The sequence below is a fragment of the Pseudoalteromonas arabiensis genome (genome assembly GCF_001550155.1).
Taxonomy (GTDB): Bacteria; Pseudomonadota; Gammaproteobacteria; order Enterobacterales; family Alteromonadaceae; genus Pseudoalteromonas; species Pseudoalteromonas arabiensis.
This window is the reverse complement of sequence record NZ_LRUF01000019.1, coordinates 360,585-385,393: the sequence shown is the minus strand read 5'-3', so window position 1 is coordinate 385,393 and position 24,809 is coordinate 360,585. Positions and strand designations below refer to the sequence as shown.

Annotated in this window: 26 protein-coding genes; 9 read left to right on the top strand and 17 right to left on the bottom strand. The window is 41.7% G+C overall.

Going from position 1 to position 24,809, the window contains the following annotated elements:
* Positions 1-59 precede the first annotated feature (59 nt).
* Positions 60-2,000 (bottom strand): acetate--CoA ligase, encoded by a 1,941-nt coding sequence (acs, locus tag PAARA_RS09580; RefSeq protein ID WP_062568807.1) that lies wholly within the window; start codon positions 1,998-2,000, stop codon positions 60-62.
* A gap of 304 nt (positions 2,001-2,304) precedes the next feature.
* Between acs and PAARA_RS09575 the strand changes: the two genes are divergently transcribed.
* Both PAARA_RS09575 and PAARA_RS09570 read left to right on the top strand, forming a co-directional pair.
* Complete coding sequence (locus tag PAARA_RS09575) at positions 2,305-3,474, top strand: DcaP family trimeric outer membrane transporter (protein WP_062568806.1); 1,170 nt, start codon at positions 2,305-2,307, stop codon at positions 3,472-3,474.
* 149 nt (positions 3,475-3,623) lie between these two features.
* Entirely contained in the window at positions 3,624-5,732 is a 2,109-nt protein-coding gene (locus PAARA_RS09570) for a TonB-dependent siderophore receptor (RefSeq protein ID WP_062568805.1), read from the top strand.
* A gap of 607 nt (positions 5,733-6,339) precedes the next feature.
* On the opposite strand, the gene recA is transcribed toward PAARA_RS09570, so the two are convergent.
* Complete coding sequence (gene recA, locus PAARA_RS09565; protein WP_062568804.1) at positions 6,340-7,386, bottom strand: recombinase RecA; 1,047 nt, start codon at positions 7,384-7,386, stop codon at positions 6,340-6,342.
* A 58-nt stretch (positions 7,387-7,444) separates the two neighbouring features.
* Positions 7,445-7,942, bottom strand: a complete 498-nt coding sequence (locus tag PAARA_RS09560; RefSeq protein WP_062568803.1) for a CinA family protein — start codon at positions 7,940-7,942, stop codon at positions 7,445-7,447.
* Between the two features lie 21 nt (positions 7,943-7,963).
* On the opposite strand from PAARA_RS09560, the gene mutS reads away from it, so the two are divergent.
* Positions 7,964-10,534 (top strand): DNA mismatch repair protein MutS, encoded by a 2,571-nt coding sequence (mutS, locus tag PAARA_RS09555; protein ID WP_062568802.1) that lies wholly within the window; start codon positions 7,964-7,966, stop codon positions 10,532-10,534.
* 95 nt (positions 10,535-10,629) lie between these two features.
* Here the strand turns inward: mutS and rpoS are convergent, their stop codons facing one another.
* From rpoS to PAARA_RS09500, 11 genes are read right to left on the bottom strand one after another with little or no spacing between them, the layout of a single operon-like run.
* A complete protein-coding gene (gene rpoS / locus PAARA_RS09550) occupies positions 10,630-11,613 on the bottom strand; it encodes an RNA polymerase sigma factor RpoS (RefSeq protein WP_062568801.1) in 984 nt (327 codons plus the stop codon).
* 57 nt (positions 11,614-11,670) lie between these two features.
* The gene (locus PAARA_RS09545) at positions 11,671-12,495 is read right to left on the bottom strand and encodes a peptidoglycan DD-metalloendopeptidase family protein (RefSeq protein WP_062568800.1); all 825 of its coding nucleotides are present in this window, start codon (positions 12,493-12,495) and stop codon (positions 11,671-11,673) included.
* 41 nt (positions 12,496-12,536) lie between these two features.
* Positions 12,537-13,115 carry a YqaA family protein gene (locus tag PAARA_RS09540; protein WP_062568799.1) on the bottom strand — a complete coding sequence of 193 codons (579 nt, stop codon included), beginning with the start codon at positions 13,113-13,115 and terminating at the stop codon, positions 12,537-12,539.
* An 11-nt stretch (positions 13,116-13,126) separates the two neighbouring features.
* On the bottom strand, positions 13,127-13,765 hold the full coding sequence (locus PAARA_RS09535) for a protein-L-isoaspartate(D-aspartate) O-methyltransferase (protein WP_062568831.1): 639 nt from the start codon (positions 13,763-13,765) through the stop codon (positions 13,127-13,129).
* Positions 13,755-14,519: a 5'/3'-nucleotidase SurE gene (gene surE / locus PAARA_RS09530; RefSeq protein WP_062568798.1), complete on the bottom strand. Its 765-nt coding sequence runs from the start codon at positions 14,517-14,519 to the stop codon at positions 13,755-13,757. Before surE ends, PAARA_RS09535 begins: the two co-directional genes overlap by 11 nt.
* On the bottom strand, positions 14,520-15,548 hold the full coding sequence (truD, locus tag PAARA_RS09525) for a tRNA pseudouridine(13) synthase TruD (protein WP_062568797.1): 1,029 nt from the start codon (positions 15,546-15,548) through the stop codon (positions 14,520-14,522).
* Positions 15,545-16,027: a 2-C-methyl-D-erythritol 2,4-cyclodiphosphate synthase gene (ispF, locus tag PAARA_RS09520; protein WP_062568796.1), complete on the bottom strand. Its 483-nt coding sequence runs from the start codon at positions 16,025-16,027 to the stop codon at positions 15,545-15,547. Before ispF ends, truD begins: the two co-directional genes overlap by 4 nt.
* Entirely contained in the window at positions 16,024-16,725 is a 702-nt protein-coding gene (gene ispD, locus PAARA_RS09515) for a 2-C-methyl-D-erythritol 4-phosphate cytidylyltransferase (protein WP_062568795.1), read from the bottom strand. Before ispD ends, ispF begins: the two co-directional genes overlap by 4 nt.
* The gene (ftsB, locus tag PAARA_RS09510; RefSeq protein ID WP_062568794.1) at positions 16,715-17,005 is read right to left on the bottom strand and encodes a cell division protein FtsB; all 291 of its coding nucleotides are present in this window, start codon (positions 17,003-17,005) and stop codon (positions 16,715-16,717) included. Before ftsB ends, ispD begins: the two co-directional genes overlap by 11 nt.
* 22 nt (positions 17,006-17,027) lie before the next feature.
* Complete coding sequence (locus PAARA_RS09505; RefSeq protein ID WP_062568793.1) at positions 17,028-17,660, bottom strand: hypothetical protein; 633 nt, start codon at positions 17,658-17,660, stop codon at positions 17,028-17,030.
* A 59-nt stretch (positions 17,661-17,719) separates the two neighbouring features.
* On the bottom strand, positions 17,720-18,202 hold the full coding sequence (locus tag PAARA_RS09500; protein WP_062568792.1) for a DUF2947 domain-containing protein: 483 nt from the start codon (positions 18,200-18,202) through the stop codon (positions 17,720-17,722).
* Positions 18,203-18,264: 62 nt separating this feature from the next.
* On the opposite strand from PAARA_RS09500, the gene PAARA_RS09495 reads away from it, so the two are divergent.
* The 4 genes from PAARA_RS09495 (at position 18,265) to PAARA_RS09480 (ending at position 21,538) form a co-directional block, all read left to right on the top strand.
* On the top strand, positions 18,265-18,504 hold the full coding sequence (locus PAARA_RS09495) for a DUF1653 domain-containing protein (RefSeq protein ID WP_062568791.1): 240 nt from the start codon (positions 18,265-18,267) through the stop codon (positions 18,502-18,504).
* A 52-nt stretch (positions 18,505-18,556) separates the two neighbouring features.
* Positions 18,557-19,405, top strand: a complete 849-nt coding sequence (locus tag PAARA_RS09490) for an AAA family ATPase (protein ID WP_062568790.1) — start codon at positions 18,557-18,559, stop codon at positions 19,403-19,405.
* Position 19,406: 1 nt separating this feature from the next.
* A complete protein-coding gene (locus PAARA_RS09485) occupies positions 19,407-20,594 on the top strand; it encodes a vWA domain-containing protein (RefSeq protein WP_062568789.1) in 1,188 nt (395 codons plus the stop codon).
* Positions 20,595-20,671: 77 nt separating this feature from the next.
* Positions 20,672-21,538 (top strand): hypothetical protein, encoded by an 867-nt coding sequence (locus PAARA_RS09480; protein WP_062568788.1) that lies wholly within the window; start codon positions 20,672-20,674, stop codon positions 21,536-21,538.
* Positions 21,539-21,557: 19 nt separating this feature from the next.
* Here the strand turns inward: PAARA_RS09480 and PAARA_RS09475 are convergent, their stop codons facing one another.
* From PAARA_RS09475 to ppnP, 3 genes are all read right to left on the bottom strand, one after another.
* Positions 21,558-22,745, bottom strand: a complete 1,188-nt coding sequence (locus PAARA_RS09475) for an NRAMP family divalent metal transporter (RefSeq protein ID WP_420806953.1) — start codon at positions 22,743-22,745, stop codon at positions 21,558-21,560.
* Positions 22,746-22,969: 224 nt separating this feature from the next.
* Entirely contained in the window at positions 22,970-23,326 is a 357-nt protein-coding gene (gene hpf / locus PAARA_RS09470) for a ribosome hibernation-promoting factor, HPF/YfiA family (protein ID WP_062568786.1), read from the bottom strand.
* Positions 23,327-23,507: 181 nt separating this feature from the next.
* Positions 23,508-23,819 carry a pyrimidine/purine nucleoside phosphorylase gene (ppnP, locus tag PAARA_RS09465; RefSeq protein WP_062568785.1) on the bottom strand — a complete coding sequence of 104 codons (312 nt, stop codon included), beginning with the start codon at positions 23,817-23,819 and terminating at the stop codon, positions 23,508-23,510.
* 270 nt (positions 23,820-24,089) lie between these two features.
* Between ppnP and PAARA_RS09460 the strand changes: the two genes are divergently transcribed.
* Together PAARA_RS09460 and PAARA_RS09455 are read left to right on the top strand one after the other, a co-directional pair.
* The gene (locus PAARA_RS09460) at positions 24,090-24,332 is read left to right on the top strand and encodes a type II toxin-antitoxin system ParD family antitoxin (RefSeq protein WP_062568784.1); all 243 of its coding nucleotides are present in this window, start codon (positions 24,090-24,092) and stop codon (positions 24,330-24,332) included.
* Positions 24,329-24,628, top strand: a complete 300-nt coding sequence (locus PAARA_RS09455; protein ID WP_062568783.1) for a type II toxin-antitoxin system RelE/ParE family toxin — start codon at positions 24,329-24,331, stop codon at positions 24,626-24,628. Before PAARA_RS09460 ends, PAARA_RS09455 begins: the two co-directional genes overlap by 4 nt.
* The last annotated feature ends 181 nt before the right edge of the window (positions 24,629-24,809 follow it).

Sequence of the window (24,809 nt, the reverse complement as noted above, 5' to 3'; positions counted from 1 at the left end):
AAGTGACAGCCGATATACTACGTTTAGAATCAACTTCTAATCAAGTTTTTAACGCATTTTTAACGATTTAATCTGTTCTCGATTAACTCATCAACCACACTCGGATCGGCCAGTGTTGAAGTATCACCTAACTGTTGGTGCTCATTTGCCGCGATTTTACGTAGAATTCGACGCATGATTTTACCAGAACGTGTTTTCGGTAGGCCTGGCGACCATTGGATCATATCTGGTGATGCAATTGGGCTTAGCTCTTTACGAACCCAGTTACGTACCTCTGCCGTTAACTCATCACTGACAGTCACGCCTTCATTTGGTGTAATATACACGTAAATGCCCTGACCTTTGATGTCATGTGGATAGCCAACAACAGCCGCTTCGGCAACTGCTTCGTGAGCAACTAATGCACTTTCGATTTCAGCTGTACCTAGACGGTGGCCTGATACGTTAAGCACGTCATCTACACGACCAGTGATCCAGTAGTAACCATCTTCGTCACGACGACAACCATCACCTGTAAAATACACACCTGGGTATGCTGAGAAATAGGTTTGCTCAAAACGTTCATGATCGCCATAAACTGTTCGCGCTTGTGAAGGCCAGCTATCTAAAATAACTAAGTTGCCATCAACTGCCCCTTCAAGCGTATTACCTTCGGCATCATACAATGCAGGCGCAATCCCAAAGAATGGACGTGTTGCCGAACCTGGCTTCATATCTGTTGCACCTGGTAGTGGTGTGATCATGATGCCGCCAGTTTCGGTCTGCCACCACGTATCTACGATTGGGCAATTTTCATTACCGATATGCTCGTAGTACCACGCCCATGCTTCAGGATTAATTGGCTCACCTACAGAGCCCATAATACGTAAACTAGTACGTTTTGATGTGGCCGTTGGCTCATCGCCTTTCGCCATCAAAGCACGGATAGCCGTTGGTGCAGTGTATAGGATAGTAACATTATGTTTATCAATGACTTCACCCATACGACCTGCTGTTGGGTAAGTAGGCACACCTTCAAAAACAACCTGAGTGCAACCATTAACTAATGGACCATATGCAATGTAGCTATGACCTGTGATCCAGCCCACATCGGCACTACACCAAAAGATATCATCTTCTTTTAAGTCAAATACGTACTCGTGGGTCATTGATGCATACACAAGGTAACCACCTGTGGTATGAACAACCCCTTTAGGTTGACCCGTTGAACCGGAAGTATAAAGAATGAAAAGCGGATCTTCTGCATTCATTGGCTCAGGTTCACATTCTGCCGGTAAATCTGCTACTAGGTCATGCCACCAAACATCATGGCTATTCCACTCAACATCGCCACCCGTTAACTGATGCACGATGACATGTTCCACACTGGTTACCGAATCTTGTGATACCGCTTCATCAACGTTTGCCTTAAGTGGCACGCAATTCCCTGCACGACGACCTTCATCAGAAGTAATTACAACCTTAGCGCCGGAGTCGTTAATTCGATCAGCAATCGCTGATGGAGAAAAACCACCAAATACAACAGAGTGAATGGCACCAATACGTGCACATGCTTGCATTGCATAGATAGCTTGTGGAGTCATTGGCATATAAATAGCGACGCGATCGCCTTTAGAAACACCTAATTTTTTAAGACCATTGGCGAGTTTTGCGACTTCATCATGCAGCTTTTGATAGCTAATGTTTTCGCTTTGTTCAGGGTTATCACCTTCCCAAATCAGGGCCGTTTTGTTTGCATTTTTAGCAAGGTGACGATCGATACAGTTATAAGAGGCATTCAATTGTCCGTCTTCATACCAACGAATATTAATGTGACCTTTATCGAATGACGTGTTCTTTACTTTATTATAAGGGGTCGACCAATCAAGACGTTTACCGTGCTCTCGCCAGAATCCTTCTGGGTCATCAATAGATTGCTTATACAGTGTATTATATTTATCGTTATCAACGAGTGCTGCATTCTTGATATGCGCTGGAACTGGATAGATACTTTGTGACATTGTTGTCGTCTCCATGTTAATTACTTGCCAAAGGCTTACTTCAAGGATCACTCAGCAAAGCGACTTAAAATATTAGACCTTAGTTGTATATCTCACCAATAAACAAAAAACTTCGTAATCACCTTCTATAATCAAGTCCAATGTACTAATACATCTGACTAACTACCTTAATTTAAACAAACTTTGTTGCTCATTAGTATTAGTACCACCTTAGTCTAATAGACCAATAGATAATTGAGAGAAATCACTTCTTAAACAACAGTGATACAACAACATACAAGTAGCTTTGACAGGAATACACATTATGACAACAAGAAAAGTAACAGCCTTGAAGACATTAACTGCATCAGCAGTACTTTGTGCGCTGACAGGCACAGCACACGCAGCCACCATAGGTAATACTGATATCACCTATGGCGGTTATGTAAAACTCGATGCAATGTGGAGTGATTACTCATCAGGTATACCAGACGGTTCAAGCGTTGGTCGCGATTTTTACGTGCCAAGTACGACTCCTGTTGGACCTGACGCAGACAATGATGCTGTCTTTGATATGCACGCCCGTCAATCACGTTTCAATTTTGGTACCGCAACCAAATTAGATAACGGAAAAACCATAAATACAAAGATTGAGATCGACTTTCTAGCATCAGCACCTGGTGGTAATGAGCGCGTTACTAATTCATATGCACCACGTATTCGACAAGCTTATGTCACGTATGACGGTTGGTTATTCGGTCAAGCATGGTCGAACTTCCAAAACGTAGGTGCTCTTCCAGAAACCCTTGATTTTGTTGGTCCAGCAGAAGGCACTGTGTTTGCTCGCCAAGCTCAGGCAAGGTACACAACGGGTAGTTGGTCTTTTTCAATCGAAAACCCTGAAAGTACCATTACCACACAAGGTGGTGCTCGCGTTGCAACCGATGATGCCGCAATGCCTGATTTTACAGCCCGTTATACTCACAAAGCGGATTGGGGTGAGTTAGTTGTGACAGGTCTTGCACGCCAATTAACCTATAAAAAGAATGGTATTGATGCCGATGAGTCTTCATTTGGTATTAGCGCGTCTGGTAAAGTAAACTTTGGTCAAAACAACCTTAAATTTATGCTGACACAGGGTTCAGGCTTAGGTCGCTACGTGGGTTTAAATGTTGCTCATGGTGCCGTGCTTGATGGTGATGATCTTGATGCCATTGATTCAACATCAGGCTTTATTGCCTATCAGCAACATTGGAATAGCCAATGGCGTTCAACATTCCTTTATTCATTCTTCTCTGCTGACAATAATAGTGACTTATTTGCGATCTCTGGCGATCCTACAGAAACCAGTCAAAGCTATAGTGCAAATATCTTATACTCACCTGTTAAAAAGCTTACGTTTGGTGTTGAGTATAAACATGCTGAGCGTGAACTAGAAAGTGGCACAGATGGCGATATGGATCGCTTGCAGTTCTCTGCAAAATACGTTTTTTAATCCCTAATCAGTTTTACTTCCTGAAGCGGCTTCGGCCGCTTTTTTTGTTTATTTTAAGCCAACACCGACAAACCTAATTGCAAACCATTTTCATTTAGATTACATTACGCACTAATTTACAATCTGAATTGAACTATTTGGGAATTTGCATGTCATCAACTAAATTTTTGCGCCTTTCACAATTAAGCTTAGTGACTTCAGCACTATTAAGTGGCCACGCTTTCGCTGCACAAGAAAAAGAACAACCTATTGAAAAAATAGCTGTTTATGGTCAGCACCATAAAAACTACATCACTGAAGAAGCGCAATCTGCAACAAAACTTGGGCTAACAATAAAAGAAACACCCCAGTCTATCTCTGTTGTATCTCGTGCATTAATGAATGACTTTTCACTTGATGATCTGAACTCAGTCCTTGAAAGTACACCAGGTGTCACTGTTGAGCAAATTGAAACTGATCGTACCTACTTTAAAGCACGTGGTTTTGAGATAACAAACTTTCAGGTTAACGGCATGGGTATGCCACAAGACAACGGCTCTATCCAGGGAACTTTAGATACCTCAATTTTCGATAGCGTTGAAATTGTCCGTGGCGCCAATGGTTTAATGACAGGTGCAGGTAACCCATCTGCAACTGTTAATATGGTTTTAAAACGCCCAACTTATCAAACACAAGTCAATGCATCTGTATCGTACGGCTCTTGGGATAGCAAACGCTTAGAGCTTGATGCATCAACTGCACTAAATGAAAATCACGCTGTGCGTGCTGTATTTACCAAACATAAAGCAGAGTCTTACCTTGACCGCTATGAGCAAGATAAAACAATTTACTACCTTGCTTACGAAGGCCAGTTAACGGATAGCACGGTAGTAACGGCTAACTACGTTAACCAGAAAAAAGATGCAGATAGCCCATTATGGGGTGCACTCCCTCTTTATTATAGCGATGGCTCAGCAACTAACTTTGATGAATCAACCAGTACAGCATCTGACTGGTCTTACTGGAACAACACAACAGAGCAGCTGTTCTTATCAATTGAACAAGCAATTACGAATACTTGGTTTTTAAAAGCAAGCTATGCGCACTTAGAAAATGAGCAAGATTCAGAGCTTTTTTATGTCTATAAAACACCTGATAGAGAAACAGGTTTAGGCTTAATAGGTTACGCAAGCGAATATGATCATAAAGATAAGCACGATATTTTAGATATCTATGCAACTGGTAAGTTCGACTTATTTGGCATGGAGCACGACCTATCGTTTGGTGTAAACCAAGCGGATATGGATAACGATGATATGTCTCTTTATGATAATGAAAATGGCTTCCCTCGCATGCCTGAACTTGGCGGTTGGGATGGCACAGCACCCACACCGACATTTGATGATGGTTTAACAGGTGCTGATATTACAAGTCGTCAGCGTTCTGCTTATATTTCTACACGAATTCGTGCCACAGACTCATTGAGTTTCTTAGCGGGTGTTAGCCATGTAAACTGGGAAACTGAGGGCGAGTCATATGGAAAAGCGAAAGATAAAGACAGTGATCAAACTGTACCTTATTACGGTGTAGTGTATGACATTAACGAACGTTTCTCTACATATGCAAGCTACACAGAAACTTTTGTACCACAAACAGAGCGTGATATTAACGGAGATTACCTAGATCCAATCACAGGTAAAAGCAGCGAAATCGGCTTGAAAGCACAATTACTCGATGACAACTTATTCGTGACCTTTGCGTATTTCGATGCTAAGCAAGAAGGCCTAGCTATCGCTATTGCTGGTTCTCAACCAGATGACACACGCTACTATGGTGCAGATGGCATCAATAGTGACGGTTTTGAAATAGAAATGAGTGGCCGACTCAACGACACACTTAGTGCTAGCTTTAGCTATAGTAACTTAAATATCGATGGTGATGAGTTAGTAAAAGATTACACACCAGAGAATCAAGTTAAACTTGCTTTAACCCAGAAAGTACCTCAAATAGATGGCCTAACCTTTGGTTTAAATTACCAGTGGCAGGATGACACGCAACGTGTGCAACCGACACAGCCTTCAGGTGTGGTACCGGTCACAAAACAAGATGCCTATGGCTTACTAAACCTGATGGCAACCTATGACATTAATGATAATGTGAGTGTTAACTTTAATATCAACAACGTAACCAATGAGAAATACCTTCACAGCTTGTTCTGGGAGCAAGGTTACTACGGTGCACCACGCGGTTATGCTATGTCATTAAACTGGCAGCTATAATCTTGCTTTAGCGTTTTTAATAATCCTATTAAACGTGCTATAAAATCGCAGCTACGCCCCGTAGCTGCGGATTTACCCCGCGACAGCCCAAAAAACAACTTAACCTAAAACGCGATATAAAACCGCGCCTACGCCACCTTGTAGCAACGGGTTTACCCCGCAACAACCCAAAAACAACTCAAGTTAAAGCGCGATATAAAACCGCGACTACGCCATCTTATAGCAACGGGTTTACCCCGCGACCAATCAAATAAACACGTAACCCGAAACGTGATATAAAATCGCGACTACGCCATCTTATAGCAGCGGTTTTACCCCGCGATAACCCAAAAAAACAACCTAAACTAAAGCGCGATATAAAACCGCGCCTACGCCACCTTGTAGCAACGGGTTTACCCCGCAACAGCCCAAAAACAACTAAATCTTAAGCGCGATATAAAACCGCAATTACGCCACCTTGTAGCAGGAGGTTTACCCCGCGAGCATTCAAATAAACAACACGCGGGCACAGACTATTTCAGCCATAAAAAAACCGCTACATAGCGGTAGCGGCTTTCTTTTGTTAAGTGCGGGTCAAATCACGCTTAACGATACTCTTTAAAACGATTTATAGCTCATCTTCTGTGATTAAGCCTGCATCTTCACCATCTTCTGGTTGTACAGTGGCTTGCAGTAATAGCATCTCGCGTAGTTTGCCTTCGATTTCATCTGCGATCTCAGGGTTATCTTTTAAGAATTTAATTGAGTTAGCTTTACCTTGGCCGACTTTATTACCATTATAGCTGTACCAAGCACCTGACTTTTCAACAAGTTTATGCTTAACACCTAAATCAATTAGCTCGCCATGTTTAGAGATACCTTCACCGTACATAATGATGAATTCAGCCTGTTTAAATGGCGGCGCAACTTTATTCTTAACGATTTTCACGCGGGTTTCATTACCAACGACTTCGTCACCTTCTTTCACTGAGCCGATGCGACGAATATCTAAACGTACAGAAGCGTAAAACTTAAGCGCATTACCACCCGTAGTTGTTTCTGGGTTACCAAACATAACACCAATTTTCATACGGATTTGGTTAATGAAAATACACAGTGTATTTGAGCGTTTAATGTTACCCGTTAACTTACGAAGTGCTTGCGACATTAAACGAGCTTGTAGGCCCATATGTGAGTCACCCATGTCGCCTTCAATTTCAGCTTTTGGTGTCAGTGCAGCAACCGAGTCAACAATCACTACATCTACAGCGCTTGAACGTACTAACATGTCACAAATTTCTAATGCTTGCTCGCCCGTATCTGGTTGGGAAACAAGTAACTCATCAATGTTTACACCTAGTTTTTGTGCATACACAGGGTCAAGTGCATGCTCAGCGTCAACGAACGCACATGTTTTACCTTGCTTTTGAGCTTGAGCGATAACTTGTAAAGTAAGCGTTGTTTTACCTGATGATTCAGGACCATATATTTCAACGATACGGCCTGTCGGTAAACCACCTATACCTAACGCGATATCAATACCAAGTGAACCTGTCGAGATAGCTTCAATATCAAGGGCTTTATTATCACCCAATTTCATAATTGAACCTTTACCAAATTGACGTTCAATTTGTGATAAAGCAGCGTCCAACGCTTTTTGTTTGTTATCGTTCATTCTGTTCTCCAAATCCGGCTAATGCAGACAGTATACTGTATGAAATCACAGTATCAAGCTAATTTTCTGATTTTATCAATTCAATTACTTTTTCTATAGAATAAACAATAGCTTGCTCTCTAACATTTGCTCTATTCCCAGAAAAAACCTGCTTGCTCGAATAGTTTTTCCCTGCAAAATGAATACAAAACCAGACTAACCCCACGGGCTTATCCAGTGTCGCACCTCCAGGGCCTGCAATACCAGAAACCGCAACCGCAATATCAGCTTTTGCTGCTTTTGCAGCACCCGGTGCCATTTCAAGGACAGTTTGTTCACTTACGGCACCGTAGGTGTTTAATGTTTGCTCGTTAACACCAAGTAGTTCATGCTTTGCCTGATTGCTGTAGGTGACAAAAGCACGGTCAATATAATTAGAACTTCCTGGCGTATCAGTAAGCGCATAACTCACGCCCCCGCCCGTGCATGATTCAGCGGTAGTGATCCATAAGCGTTTATCCGTTAAAATAGCTCCTAATTTCGCAGCAAGTGTTTTAATCTCTTGATGTAATTCCATATTCAGCCTTTGGGTAAGTACATGTCGTTTGATCTTTATGCACCGCACACTATAAAACAACAAACCCCTATGATGCAGCAGTATCTTAAAATAAAAGCAGAGCATCGAGATATTTTGCTGTTTTATCGAATGGGTGACTTTTATGAACTGTTTTTTGATGATGCCAAACGTGCCGCACAATTACTTGATATTTCTCAAACTCACCGCGGCAAAGCCGGTGGTGATCCAATCCCAATGGCCGGTGTCCCTTATCACGCTGTAGAAAACTACCTAGCCCGCTTAGTGCAAATGGGCGAATCCGTTGCTATTTGTGAACAAATAGGCGACCCTGCGACGAGTAAAGGCCCTGTAGAGCGCAAAGTCGTGCGCATTGTTACGCCTGGCACAATTTCTGATGAAGCCTTACTGCAAGAACGTCAAGACAACTTATTAACGAGTGTGTGGCAAAGCAACAAGGGTGTTTACGGAATAGCGTATCTTGATATCAATTCAGGGCGCTTTAATATTCTTGAAGTCAATACTGATGAAGCATTTAGCTCAACATTACAACGTTTAGCACCTGCTGAGCTGCTTTATAGTGAAACATTTGCAAATGTGCACCTAATTGAGCATATAAAAGGCGCGCGTCGCCGTCCAGAATGGGAATTTGATTTAGATACTGCCCAGCACTTACTGTGCGACCAATTTGGCACTAAAGATTTAGTGGGATTTGGAGTCGATAAAGCTCATAACGCACTCATTGCTGCTGGGTGTTTAATGCAATATGTTAAGGATACTCAGCGCATTGCCCTGCCACATATTCGTGCCATCACTCTTGAACAAAATGAACATGCAGTGATCCTCGACGCTGCAACTCGTAAAAATTTAGAGCTCACGGTGAATCTTTCTGGCGGCTACGAAAACACCCTCGCGCAAGTACTTGATAGAACAGCAACAGCCATGGGTTCTCGCTTACTAAAACGCCGTATTCACACTCCAGTGCGCAGCAAAACTGAGCTTAACTCTCGTCTCAATGCAATAAGTGCGATTATTGATGCGCAACTATGCGGTGAGCTACAAGAATCATTAAAGCAAATTGGTGATATTGAACGTGTTATTGCTCGCTTAGCACTTTGCACCGCAAGACCCCGTGATTTAACGCGCTTGCGTAGCGCTTTGCAGGCTTTGGCACCACTGCACGAACTGCTAATGGATGCCAACAATCCACGTATTAGTCAGATCATCGCAAACTCGCAACAATTGCCTGAACTGCAAGATTTACTGGAACGTGCTGTTATAGAAACTCCGCCTGTACTTATTCGTGATGGTGGCGTTATTGCCCCTGGTTATAATAGTGAACTTGATGAATGGCGTGCGCTGAGCCAAGGTGCGACTGATATTCTTGAAAAACTTGAAGAGCGTGAACGTGAACGCACTGGTATTAGTACACTAAAAATTGGCTATAACAAAGTACATGGTTTTTTTATTGAAGTTAGCCGTGCCAATTCACATTTAGTGCCTGCGGATTATATTCGTCGCCAAACGCTTAAAAATAATGAACGCTACATCATTCCTGAGCTAAAAGAGCACGAAGATAAAGTACTGGGTAGCCAATCAAAAGCATTAGCCCTTGAAAAGCAACTTTACGAGCAGTTATTTGAATTTATTGCTCCGCATATCGAGCAGCTACAAACCATGGCAGCTGTGTTAGCCGATTTAGATGTATTAAATAACCTAGCAGAACGAGCACAAGCACTTAATTACGCTAAACCAACACTTTGCGATAACGACAATATCAGCATTAAGCAAGGCCGCCACCCTGTTGTTGAACAGGTCATGAAAGACCCGTTTATTGCCAACCCAGTAGAGCTCAATAATGACCGTAAAATGCTAATTATTACGGGTCCAAATATGGGTGGTAAATCAACTTATATGCGCCAAACCGCGCTTATCGTCCTAATGGCACATATAGGCTCTTACGTACCGGCAGATAGCGCCGAAATCGGTAACATTGACCGTATATTCACACGCATTGGCGCAAGTGATGATCTGGCATCTGGGCGCTCAACCTTCATGGTTGAGATGACAGAAACAGCCACAATTTTGAATAATGCTACCGCACAATCGTTGGTGCTAATGGATGAAATTGGTCGTGGTACGTCAACCTATGATGGCTTGTCACTCGCTTATGCTACTGCAGACTATTTAGCCTCAAAGATTGCAGCTAAAACCCTATTTGCAACTCATTACTTTGAATTAACAGAACTTGCTGAACAGCAACAAGGACTGGTTAATGTGCATTTAGATGCCATTGAGCACAACGACACCATTGCCTTTATGCACACAGTACTTGAAGGAGCTGCAAGTAAGAGCTTTGGCTTGCAAGTTGCAGCACTTGCCGGTGTGCCAAAAGCAGTAATTCAACAAGCAAAACAGAAACTAAAAATGCTCGAAAATCACCAGCCAGTCACAGCTCCTGTGCAGCAACAGCAAGCACTGGCTTTTGATAATGAGCCATCAGAGCTTGAATTAACCTTAAAACAGCTTGATCCAGACAGCCTCACGCCAAGGCAAGCACATCAGCTATTATATCAGTTAAAAGATTTACTTTAATTACCACAATAAAAAAGCTGACGTAATGTCAGCTTTATTGTGTGTTCTGAACCCGTAGGTTCTATACCCTTGATCAGGTATGCATTGTTGTCAAATTAAGTGAATTGGTCGAACAGGCTATCAGTGCTTAAACCTTCGTGTTGCAAAATATCTTTTAAGCGACGTAATGCTTCCACTTGAATTTGTCTTACACGCTCACGTGTTAAGCCAATTTCACGACCAACATCTTCAAGCGTTGATGGCTCGTAGCCAAGTAAACCAAAGCGGCGTGCTAATACTTCGCGTTGTTTTGGGTTTAATTCACCAAGCCAATCGACTATATGCTTGTTGATATCATTATTTTGTACTTCGCCCTCAGGGCCAGAGCCTTTTTCGTCAGCAATAATATCGAGTAAGGCTTTATCATTCTCACCACCAATTGGTGTATCAACTGAGGTGATTTTTTCGTTTAGACGCAGCATTTTTGTTACGTCTTCAACAGGTTTATCTAAACACTCTGCAATTTCTTCTGCTGTTGGTTCATGGTCTAGCTTTTGCGTTAATTCTCGTGCGGTTCTTAAATAAACGTTCAGCTCTTTAACAACATGAATGGGTAAGCGAATAGTACGGGTTTGATTCATGATGGCACGTTCAATAGTTTGACGAATCCACCACGTTGCGTAAGTTGAAAAACGGAAACCACGTTCTGGGTCAAATTTTTCAACAGCTCGAATAAGACCAAGATTACCTTCTTCAATAAGGTCAAGTAATGCAAGGCCACGATTGTTATAGCGACGAGCAATTTTTACCACTAAGCGTAAATTACTTTCGATCATTCGTTTACGAGAGGCTTCACAGCCTTTCAACGCTTTACGCGCAAAGTATACTTCTTCTTCTGCACTGAGCAGAGGAGAGAAACCTATTTCACCGAGATATAGTTGCGTTGCATCTAAATTCTTGGCTACTTCATCCTTTGCAAAAATATCTTCTTCGTTATCCACTTCCTCTAGTAAATCAGAAGATTCTTCTTCGACTACTGTATCGTCAAATTTATCGTCAATCGTTTCTGTTGTTTTCTCAAGTTTTGCTGTGTGACCCATAAGCGTCCTCCCGAGCAAATATGTGATTGAGCTAAATCACTTTATCAATACCCGTGGCTAAGGTAGATATTTAGCAGGGTTGACTGCTTTTCCTCGATAACGAATTTCAAATCTCAAAGCCGTTACTGAGGAGTCGGAACTGCCAATTTCTGCTATTTTCTGACCCGCCTTTACTTCCTGTTTTTCCTTTACGAGCAACTTGGAGTTGTGCGCGTAGGCACTTAGGTAATCATCATTATGTTTCAAAATAATTAAATTACCGTATCCCCTTAATGCGTTGCCAGCATAAACCACCGTTCCGTGTGCAGCAGCTAAAACAGATGCCCCTTTTTTATTAGCGATTTGTAAACCTTTGTAGCCATTTTCTTTAGTAGAAAAACGGCGAGTGACCTTACCTTGAGCGGGCCAGCTCCATATTACTTTCGTACTAGATTTACTACTTCTTACACTAACTTTTTTGTTGGCTTGTTTTTGAACATACTCTCGTTGTTTTGGCTGATCAAGCTCTTTTTTTAATTTTTTGTTATTTTTTTGTTTCGAAACAGTAGACTTTTTACTCCATTTCGTATATTTTTTCGTCTTTTTTGGTTTTGCCGCTGCTTTTTTGAGCAAAATGCGTTGCCCAGGGTAAATTGTATAAGGTGCTGGAATACGGTTTATTTTTGCCAAAGAACGGAAATCTTTCTGAGCGCTAAACGCAATTGAGTAGAGCGTATCGCCTTTTTGTACTCGATAACTTGAGCCTGTGATATTAACTTTACGTGTGGTGGGATTGATTTGATTATCTAAACTACTGACCGGCGCAGGTGCATTACGAGAGGAGCAACCAAAGAGCAAAATACTAAGAAACAAAGCAACATAGACTATAAAATGCTTTCTCACTGTAAAATGCTCCTTGAAATGCTAACTGAAGGTTTTAAGTGCTATCGTAATAAAAAGTATGCAACCACAACTAAAATAACTAAACCCCAGCCAAGTGCTTCAACATATTGACGTAATTTTTGCTCCATTTTAACCCCACCCCACTTCATTAAAGCGGAAACCAAGAAGAATCGTGCACCACGACCAATGGCTGAGGCAATTAAAAAGGGCAAAAAGGCCATCTGCATTAACCCTGCCCCTATCGTAAACACCTTATAGGGGATAGGCGAAAATCCAGCGATAAATACAACCCAAACACCATAGGTTTCAAACCAACTAAGTGCTAAGTCAAACTTTGCTTGCCAGCCCATTTGAGCAATAAAAGGCTCTACAACTGGCTCAAATAGCCAATAACCTAACAGATAACCTAAAACACCACCAATGACAGATGCAATGGTAGTAAAGCTTGCAAAACGCCATGCTTTGCTTGGTTGTGCAAGCGACATTGGCGCCAGCATGACATCGGGTGGCACCGGAAAGAAAACAGATTCGGCAAAGCTCATCCCTGCTAAATAGCGCTCTGCATGGCGGTGCTTTGCCCACACAAGTGCCATATCATATAACTTAGTAAATAACTTCAAAGTATGACGTCCTATTCAATATCACCAGGTACCAAAGGTACAAATCGTACTGGTGCAACTACATGTTCACTAAATGTATCGCCATTTCTGACAACCATCATTAATTGTTGGTCTTGCTCGCCCACAGGGGCGATCATGACTCCGCCATCAGCTAACTGTGCTAATAACCCTTTTGGCATTGTTGCAGCCGCAGCTGTCACAATGATGCCTGAAAATGGAGCTTGAGACTGCCAACCCTGCCAGCCGTCACCATGTTTCATTGTTACATTATATAAATCGAGTTTATGTAAACGCCGTTTTGCTTGCCATTGCAGTGCTTTAATTCGCTCAACAGAACAAACTTTGCTAAATGTTTTGGCAAGGATCGCTGTTTGATAACCAGAGCCTGTGCCTATTTCAAGCACTTTGTCTTTAACACCAGCCAAACGTAAAAGCTCAGTCATCCGTGCAACAATATACGGTTGTGAGATAGTCTGCCCTTGGCCAATTGGTAATGCGGTATTCTGATACGCTTTGTGCTGCAATACATCATCAACAAATAAGTGTCTGGGTGTTGTTGCTATTGCTTCAAGTACGATAGAGTCCTCTACCCCTTCTCGCTTTAATAATTCAGCCAACGCTAACGCACTGCGATTATAATTAGTCAGCACCATTAATCTCCATATTTGCCAACCAGCTATCAACCGCTTGCAAGCTTTCTTTCGCTGTCATATCAACACTTAATGGTGTCACCGATGCATAACCATTGTTGATGGCATAAAAGTCAGTGCCTTCACCTGCATCGCTTTCAGCGCCTAACGTACCATACCAATATATATCACGACCCCAAGGGTCTTGCTGTTTAGTCATGGTTTCAGCTTTATGGCGAGAACCCAAACGCGTCACCTTCACGCCTTTTAATTCTGTTAGAGGAATATCGGGAACGTTTAGATTAATTATTTGATCTTTTGGTAATGGATGAGAAGCCAGCTCTTTAATAATGCTCACGGCAACGGCCGCTGCAGTTTCAAAATGGTTGCCTTCTTTAGAACATAACGAAACAGCAATGGCTGGCAATCCTAAATGACGTCCTTCAGTTGCTGCTGCTACCGTACCAGAATAAAGCGTATCATCACCTAAATTAGCACCATGATTAATACCTGCTACAACTAAGTCAGGCAGTTCGTCAGTGAGCTCGTTTACACCTAAATGAACACAGTCTGTCGGTGTGCCATTAATCGAAATAAACCCATTATCTAATGTAGTCGCTCGTAATGGGTTCATTAATGTGAGTGAATTACTTGCGCCACTGCAATTGCGATCAGGCGCAACTAACGTTACCTCTGCGATTTGAATCAAAGCTTGGTGCAAAACTGCAATCCCTTTAGCATTGACCCCATCATCATTACTTAATAAGATTTTCATTTACGCATCCTTTTGTTTTTGCTCTCTAGGGCTTGCGTCTTGATAGTCCACCAGCTCACGCAGCAAGGCGGTAGCAAAACAGCCTTTTGGTAAACCAAAGCTTAACTTTAAAGTAGTTTCGTCTATGGTTTCTACTGCTAATGAATCGGGTATTAAGCGTAACATTCTACGCTCATTCTTTAGACCTAATTCAGCAAGCCCATCAATCCACGACTGATAAGGTGTAAGCCATTTTTTTTCAGTCTCGGTCAGGCCTTTTTCACCTTTGCCTACCATAGGCGCCGACATCACAATATCACCAGACGCTAAGCGTGCAATATTGTCGTCACTTATATTGTCTTCAAAAAAAGCATTACTACCGCTAAGCATAAACACTTCGCGGTGCATTGTTTTAGCAAGGCCATGCTCAGCAACCCGCATGCTCACTATTTCATTAAACACATAAGAGCGCGCTGCTGAAATCACTAAACCACGCAGTTTTTTATCGCGAATGCGCTCTCCCGCAAACATCCGTTTAGCCATCTCAAGGTTATGACCGCCATGACCAAAGCGCTGCTCACCAAAATAATTGGGGACGCCTGCTCGCACTGCATTGATACGACACAAAATATCCAAAGGCTTAGTCACATTACGTAACGTAATGGTAAAGCGATTGCCTTTGTGGCAGCCGGTTCTGAGCTTACGGTTATGGCGCTGCTGCGATATCACAAAGAACTGCTCGTTATTTAATTCACTAAATTCAATATGCTTTTTAATTGGTACTGGCACACTAAACCACTGGGTACAAACACCGTGGCGATCTTTTAGACCCGCGTAGCTTACATCGCGCGGTGATACACCTGCTTTTTCGGCAATGCGTTTAGCAACAAACTGTGTATTTTCGCCTTTTTTCACCACCTGTAAGCAGACATGCTCGCCAGAACCTGTAAACTCAATACCCAAGTCTTCATCAACCATAAAATCTTCAGCAAACGTTTTAAAGTCAGCCTTAGAAAGAGGTTTACCATATAGGTAGTTTAATTCGCTCATGAATTGTGTTTACTCATAATAACGACAGCGTGGCTTGAGATGCCCTCTTTACGTCCTTCAAAACCTAACTTTTCGGTGGTTGTCGCTTTCACATTAACCTGTGAAATGTCAGCTTCTAAATCTGCTGCTAAGTTTTCACGCATTGCTTGTATATGTGGCAGCATTTTTGGCGCTTGTGCAACAATCGTGACATCAGCATTGCCAAGTACGTACCCTTGCTGTTTAGCAAGCCCAACCACATGGCGTAATAAAATACGACTGTCGATGTTTTCGTATTCACTGGCTGTATCAGGAAAGTGCTTACCAATGTCACCCATAGCCAAAGAACCTAATATCGCATCACATAATGCGTGAATAGCCACATCACCGTCTGAGTGTGCTAAGAACCCTTGTGGGTAATCAATTTTTTCACCACAAATAACCAGCGGGCCTTCGCCGCCAAATTTATGAACATCAAAGCCATGGCCAATTCGAATCATGGGGTACTCTCATTTTGTTGTTTATTTAGTAGGAACTCAGCTAAATCTAAGTCTTCTGGTGTGGTGATCTTAATATTGTCGCTACGGCCTGGCACCAATTTAACGGGCTGCTTAGCCCACTCCATTGCAGATGCTTCATCCGTGATGGTTACACCATTTTTAAGCGCATTTGTAAGAGCATCTGTCAGCGCTTGATAAGGGAAAAACTGGGGGGTAAGTGCCTGCCATAAATCATCACGCGGCACTGTTTGCTTACAATGCGTCTCACCACGCTTTATGGTGTCTTTCACTTTTGAGGCTAAAATACCGCCTTCATTCACAGCAACACAGTCAGCGATCAAGCGCTCGATATCAGTTAAACATACCAGCGGCCTTGCAGCATCATGCACCAAAACCCAATCAGGAGGATTATCAGCAAGTGATAATAAGGCATTTAAGACTGAGTCAGCGCGCTCTTTCCCCCCCGTTACTCGCTCTATACGGTTATCAATGTGCGGTAAATCCGCAAAATAGCCGTCACCATCGCTGATTGCGACTTTAATGGTGCGAAGGAGGTTAAGTTCAGCAAGCTTGCTAAGGGTATGTTCTAAAATCGTTTTGCCAGCAAGTTCAATATATTGCTTAGGCGTGGAGTGTTGCATGCGGCTACCAACCCCTGCGGCAGGGACGATAGCGGTAATTATTTGCTTATCTTTCATTATGTTGTTGTCTAGGTAACACTCGAATAAATGTTTCACCTGGTTTAATCATTCCTAACTCGTTCCTTGCACGTTCTTCAATTCCCTCTTGGCCGAGCTTTAAATCTTTTATATCAGCTTTAAGCACTTTATTTCGCTTCAAAAGCTTGGCATTGGTATCTTGATGAGACGTAACCGCTTGCTTAAGGCGAGTGTAATCCTGTACACCATTATGACCAAACCATAAACGGTACTGAATAAATAGCGCCAAACATAACAAGGCGAATTGAAAAACCCGCATTGAACACTCCTTCGCGGTTAAATTAAGTCTTTGGGCGCTTTAGGTTGCGCCAATTTATATTGCTTGCTAATAGCATTTCTCTTAAAGATAAACGCTTAGGTGTTACTCGTTTATTAAACTGCCATTGGTGACCACAGCACGCCGCTATCATTACCGCTTTAGAAGGCTTTAATAATTGAGCGTGCCTTCCTTCCAATGACTCACCCGAATGATTAAACCAGCCAAGCTCATTGCAATGTACCTTATTGTCGCTTACTTGATCTAAGCTGTCTATGCGTACTGTGGTACATTGACCGTCATTAATTAACACGGGAACAATTAACCCGCGCTTAGCGTATTGACTAAAAAAACGCGCTGACTCATTTTTACTATGCACAGGAGGCTGCGTTTTTTGCTTCTCGAGCCAACTACCATTTTGTGAATCAAGTTGTAGAGGCGCATCCCCACTCACAATTCGTATAGCAAGCCGTTCAATATAAAAAGGTAAACTGGCTAATAGTCGTCTTAATCTTGCCGCATCTGGCTCTTCAACTAAACGTGGAATTTCACGCGCATAAAAAGCATTACACAACTGAGCATACAAAGCCCGCTCGGCATCAGTTTGCCAAATTTCGGCTTGTTGTAACGATTTGCTCTGAGAGTTTGAAGTTGACAATGCGCGCTCTTATAAAACAATTGCTTGACTGTTTTATAGCATAGAGCGTTAATTGAGCGCTACTTTACTGCGCCTTTTTTACCCAGTTTGGCATTACCTGACTCTAAAAACTGCACAACAGCATCGCGTTTTTTGCCCATTAACAAACTGCCATCAGCTAAAAACATAAAGTTTTGCCAACAACGTTTAAAGACAGCAAAACTAGTTTCGATGATATTGTCGCGTGCCATGCAAAAATACACTGTCGTGTTGGCTTCCCAATCAAGGTGCGCCAAAATAGCCTCGGGGAGTTGCTCTTCGCCGGCTTCCCATGCATTTTCCCAATTAAGTGTCTCGATAAAGCTCTCTTCTTTGCCACACCAATCTGTTTTATCAAAAAAATCAGGGTGATCATGCTCGCGGCTGACCATGGTGCTCCAAAGCACAGCAGCACGTTCACTTGTCATTGGCTTAATTTGCTGCGCATCATCTGCGCTGATAGGCATATCTTTATGGCGAAAAACCCACGCTTTCTTGTATTCATCTAACGAAATATAATTCATAGTGTTGGCGATTTATTTAGCATTAATAAAGTGCAAAACGTAATTATACAAGAGATCAAAACATGACTACAGCAATAAAACTTCATCCTCTCAAATCAGGTATATATCAACACTACAAAGGCCCAAAATACAAAGTTGAGTATGTTGCCACCCACAGTGAAACCCAAGAGCAACTTGTTATTTACCAAGCACTGTATGGTGAGTTTGGCATGTGGGCACGCCCACTTAGCATGTTTTTAGAAACCGTTGAAATCGATGGCAAAACAGTGCCGCGTTTTGCATACCTTTCAGACACAGAATAACTATGGCATCATAGCGTTATTAATCACTGCTCAGACCAGATAAGGTGACATCGTGCTTTTTAATTCAACCGATAACTACATTGCAAGTTCTGCATTAAAACAAGCCGTTAACGCGGCCATATTGCTCGAAAAACCGCTGTTGATAAAAGGCGAGCCAGGCACTGGTAAAACCATGCTGGCCGAGGAGCTTGCAAAAAGCTTAGACACCACGCTCATTCAATGGCATATAAAATCAACCACTAAGGCTCAGCAAGGCCTTTATGAGTATGATGCGGTATCACGTCTACGCGACAGTCAGTTAGGCGATGAACGAGTTCACGATATCGGCAATTACATTGTTAAAGGGAAACTATGGCAAGCCTTTACCTATGGTGAGCAACATAATAAACGCCCAGTGCTATTAATTGATGAAATAGACAAAGCCGATATCGAATTTCCCAACGACTTGTTATTAGAGCTCGATAAAATGGAGTTTCATGTTTATGAAACCGGCGAGCGTGTTATTGCTAAGCAACGTCCGATTGTGATCATCACGTCAAATAACGAAAAAGAGCTGCCAGATGCTTTTTTACGTCGTTGTTTTTTCCACTACATTGATTTTCCAAGTAGTGAAGAAATGGCACAAATTATCGATGTGCATCACCCTCACGTTAAACAAGATTTAGTACGCCAAGCACTCGAAGTATTCTTTAACCTGCGCGATGTTAACGGCATTAAGAAAAAACCATCAACAAGTGAATTACTTGATTGGTTAAAATTGCTGATGGCTGAAGATATTGACGCTAAAACACTGCACGACAAGAGCCAAAAAGGTGGCCTAATGCCCATGTTTGGAGCGTTATTAAAGAACGAGCAAGACATCAGCCTGATTGAAAAACTTGCCTTTATGAGCCGCCGTTAAGATGTTAATTGCGTTTTTCTTTAAGCTACGCGAGTACCGCTTACCGGTTAGTTTGCGAGAGCTACTTGATTTGATCAATGCGCTCAAGCAAGGAGTTATTTTTGCCGATGTTGATGCATTTTATTACTTAGCGCGTACCATCATGGTGAAAGATGAAACCCATTTTGACCGCTTTGATAAAGCCTTTGCTGATTACTTTAGTGGGATTGCTGACCTTGATCTGCTCGAAAGCTTAAAACAGCAACATGCCTTGCCTGATGATTGGCTACGCAAAGAGTTCGAAAAGCATCTAAGCGACGAAGAAAAAGCGCAATTACACGCTATGGGTGGCCTTGATAAACTCATGGAAACCCTCAAGCAGCGCCTTGAAGAACAGCAAAAGCGCCATGCAGGCGGCAATAAGTGGGTTGGCACAGGCGGCACATCGCCGTTTGGCGCCTATGGTTATAACCCTGAAGGTGTGCGCATTGGTCAAGACGGTAACCGACATCGCCGTGCTGTAAAAGTATGGGATAAACGCAGCTACCGCAACCTCGACAGTGACCGTGAAATCGGCTCACGCACCATTAAGCTTGCCCTTAAAAAACTGCGTAAATTTGCCCGCACTGGCGCTAGCGATACACTGGATTTAACCGAAACCATCCGCGCTACCGCAAAGCAAGGCGGCATGCTCGATGTAAAAATGGCACCAGAGCGCCACAATGCGGTAAAAGTGTTGATGCTGTTTGATATCGGCGGTTCAATGGATGACTACATCCATACTTGCGAAGAGTTATTTAGCGCCGCCCACAGCGAGTTTAAACACCTTGAATTTTACTATTTTCATAACTGTTTGTATGAGCATGTTTGGCAAGACAACGAACGTCGTCACACAAACGTGATTGATACCAAGACCTTGATTAACAAGTTCACCAGCGATTACAAGGTCATTTTTGTTGGCGATGCTACTATGGGCCCCTATGAAATCGCCTACCCTGGGGGCAGTGTCGAGCATTGGAATGAAGAGCCAGGCAGTGCTTGGCTAAACCGTATCACCAACCATTTTGATAAAGTCGCTTGGCTTAATCCACAACCTGTTGAACACTGGCATTATTATCAATCAATTGATTTTATAAAGCAGTTAATGGACAACCGTATGTATCCACTCACGCTCGATGGAATTAGTAATGCAATTAGGGAATTAAGTTAAGGCCGTAAGCTGCAAGCAAAAATTGCAGATGTGATTTAAATCGCTTAAACATTTTTAAAGCTAGGAATAATAAAGATATGCCTCATCAAGCTGATAATGGAATTATAGACTTATTTAGAGAGCGTTTAGCAAGCCCATTTATATTTACCGTTTTTTGGGTATCGTGTACTTGGAATTGGAAGCTTATTTATTGGTTTATCAATGAGCCACTTAAACCAAGTATAAAGCTTAATGCAATACCATATGATTGGGAATTCATGGCTCCCTTGACAATTTCAATTGCAATAATAATTTTTATTCCTTGGCTAAACAACCTAGTAGAATTGTTTAGAAGGTTGGCTGAAAATGAGTACAATAAATGGTTACATAAGCATAACTGGAAAGAGATGATTAGTTCCGAAGAACACTCTAGAGCTTTAGAGGAAATTGCCAGTTTAAAATCTAAAAATTATGAATTAGTCAATATCAATGAAGAAGTTAAAAGTAAAGAAAATAAATTACGAGCAGACATAGTCAAACTAAACGATGAAAAATCCGAACTATTAAATGATATAGGAGAGTTACAAAAAAGCATCAGCAACTTAAAAAGCAAGTTGACTCAAAGTGAAAGTGAAGCGTCATTAGCAAACGATGAAATATTCAAGCTGAAAAATGAAATTAATAATTCCATTAACGATTTAAATGAAGTCAATGAAGAAAATAGGGCAATCATAGATAAAAATAAAAAATTAGAAGCAGAAAAGCTAGAAATCAAAGATAAAAAAGTATATTTGGATAAAACTCATCTGATGCTAAATGATGTAAATAAGCTTCTTAATTTAAATCACCTAGAAAAAAGCAACTTAAACCCTATTTTATCAAACATCCTCAGAGAAAAGCTTAAACTTATTGATGATTACCTATCTAAAATAAATCAAGCTATTGGAGATATACAAGCACCATAGTAATAACATGAAACAAAGCTTACGTAATTTTCCAAACCAAAAACACCACCGCAAAGCCCACCAAATAAGCTAAGCCTAACCAGCTCAATATGCGAAGTAAGGTTGAATGATGAATACTGGCTTCTGAACGCACTAAGCTAAAGTTCAGCCATGCAAATACAGGGGTCGTGACAAAAGCGAGGGTCATTGCAAAGGTAAGCATTGGCCCAAGGGCTGATTTAAAAAATAAAATCACTGCCATGCCTGCAAATGCTTGTAATAATAGCCACATATTCAAGCTATGTTTTGACTGTTTAACGGGTAGCAATTTATGCGACTCATTTAATGTTCTGGCGTAGCCGTCAAGTACCGTCAGCGTGGTACCAAACATACATAAAAAAGCGATACCTGAAACCAGCGGCCTTGCCCACTCCCCCATGGTGAGTGCATACATATCAATCAACTGTTTGGCAAACGCCACGCCACCTAATTGAACGGCCTGTACGTGACCATATTGCACCAAAACACCTAATGAAAAAAACACGAGCGCAAGTGCTGCGGTAAGCCAGTAACCCAAATTAAAATCAAACAAGCCTTGTTGTTTTGTCACCGCTTGTTGATGTTGCTTTTCTTTTAGCCATAACGAGCTAATCGCTGAAATTTCGATAGGTGCTGGCATCCAGCCCATAAGTGCCACCATAAAGCCTAGCATGGCAAGTTCATACGGCGATGGGCCCACATAGTCAGCAGGTGCCACTACTGCATGGTTTATAGCACCATTGTTAATAGCTACAATCAACGCAGCGACGGTTGTTACAGTAAGTAGCCCCATAATAAGCTTTGAAACATTATCGAGCGCCTTAAAGTGCCCCAATAACAAAATAAGCAAACACACAGCCAAAATCAGCCAGCACAACAGTGTAACCGAGATACTTATGGGTAACGCATAGTGCAACAAGCTGGCCGTTAATAGTAATACTCCTGCGGTATTCACCACAGCCGCAACAATATTCAGCGCAATAAAACTATAAAAGTAGCCTGGTCCTTTTTGCTTATAACCCTCAACTAAACTTTGTTTAGTGGCTAAGGTGTATTCCATACCAAATCGAAAAAATGGGTACTTTAATATATTTACTACAATGATTAGCCAAAATAGCTGCCAACCGAATAACGATCCTGCTTGTGTTGACGCCACTAAATGCGAGCCACCAATTGCCGCTGTAGCCATTAAAATACCCGGCCCTAAAGCATTTAATTTAGATTGCCAATTTGATACTGCTGATTGCATAGGTTTTGTGTGTTTTATTCTTAGTTACAAGCAACTTACAGCGTTTTAGATGAGATTGGAAGTTGGATAAGGTAGAAAGTAAAAACCAAAAAAGCCAACCGCTATGAAGCGGATGGCTTTTCAATTTTAGTATAGGCTAGCCACTTCAGGCTAGCACATTGTAATTAGCTCAGATCCATTTCTTGAATGATTTCGTGGGCGATTTCCGGCGTGGTACTGACCGGTTTTTCATGTAATTTGGCTTTCATTTGCCCTTTTCGATGTTTAAGTGATGCATCGAGTTTTTTAGCCGCGCTTGCGATAGCCGGATACATCACGTCATCTTCTCCTTTAACTGATAAACGCGTACCTTCATAAGTGGTACTGATCTCAGCTTGATACTTGTGATGTTCTTTTGAAAGAATAATATCGAGTGATATTAATGATGGAAAATGGCTAGCAATTTTCGAGAATTTCTCGTTGATGTGAGCTCTAACAGCCTCAGTAACGTCAACATGATGACCAGAAATATTAATCTTCATAGGGTATCCTTTTTTCTTGTTACCTCACAGTTAGTATTGGGGGCGAATTGAATTAACACAAGCGAAAATTACAGATAATTAGTAATTGATTGTAACCACAAATGATTTAGATCATGCTTTGCAGATAAAATATGCAAAAGCCCGCATCACACGGGCTTTCACAAAGGTTAACAACTGCTCATTAAGTGTACGAGCAACAGTAATCAGCGAAATCAGTTACCTTGACACAGAAGGTAACGTTCGCATCTACATTGAATGAATCTCCCGCCTTCATCGTTTGCCACTGTGTTTCGTCAGGCAGTAATACTTGCCACTCACCCGCTAGCAGCTCCATGTGCTCTTTTTGATTTGTGCCAAACTCAAACTCACCTGGTTGCATAAAGCCCAGTGTTTTAGTACTGCCATCGGCAAAAAGCACAACACGGCTTGACACTTTACCATCAAAATACACATTGGCTTTTTTTACAACACTTACACTGTCAAACTGAGTCATACTCACTCCTGTTATGTTTTATTATTAACGTATAGACATTGCCAGTTGTTAGTTTAGTATTCAAGGGGAGCTGAGTGAGAAATAATCAAGTCCGTTTAGCCGTAGTTAGCTATAAGCCGATCTTGCAAGCATGGTAGGTCGTGCTTTAGCACGAATATCTCTCACTTTAATTTGCGTTCAAAAAAATATGGCTGAATACTTTATGCGCACCTTGAATTCAAGCCTAACTGATACCATAATTAGGTATATATTGGTATTAAGGGCTATATTATGGCTAAGAACACTAGCATTACTTTGGGTGACCATTTTGACAGTTTTATTGCTAATCAAATTCAGAGCGGTCGCTATGGCTCGGCAAGTGAAGTCATTCGCTCCGCTTTACGTTTACTTGAAACCCAAGAAACTAAAATGAACACTTTACGCCAACTACTTGTTGAAGGTGAAGAGAGTGGAGTTTCGGATTATGATCTTGATTCGTTTATCAATGAGTTAGATAACGAAGAGAGAAAATGAGACCCTTTCAATTAACTAACAAGGCGAAATCTGATTTAAGAGATATAGCTTTATTTACCTCTTTGCGCTGGGGTCGTGAACAGCGAAATATTTATCTAAAACAGTTTGATGACTCATTCTGGCTGTTAGCCGAAAACCCTGACATTGGTAAAACCTGTGACGAAATTCGCGATGGCTACAGAAAATTTCCACAAGGAAGCCACGTAATCTTTTATCGTCAAATCGGCAGTCAAAATATAGAGGTTATCCGTATTCTCCACAAAAGTATGGATGTGAATCCAATTTTTGGCGTATAACGCCTCATTTAACAGGCTCAAATCTAACTTCTGGTATTCAACCAAAAAGCATAAGTTTTCGCGCGAAATAAATTTCACGCCTAAGGTGAGGTAATTTTTAACTTAAAGCTTAAAACTTAAGGCTTGCAGCTAAAACTGACAGCTTCGAGTCTGTTTGGATTTCACTTCGCTCACCAAACCG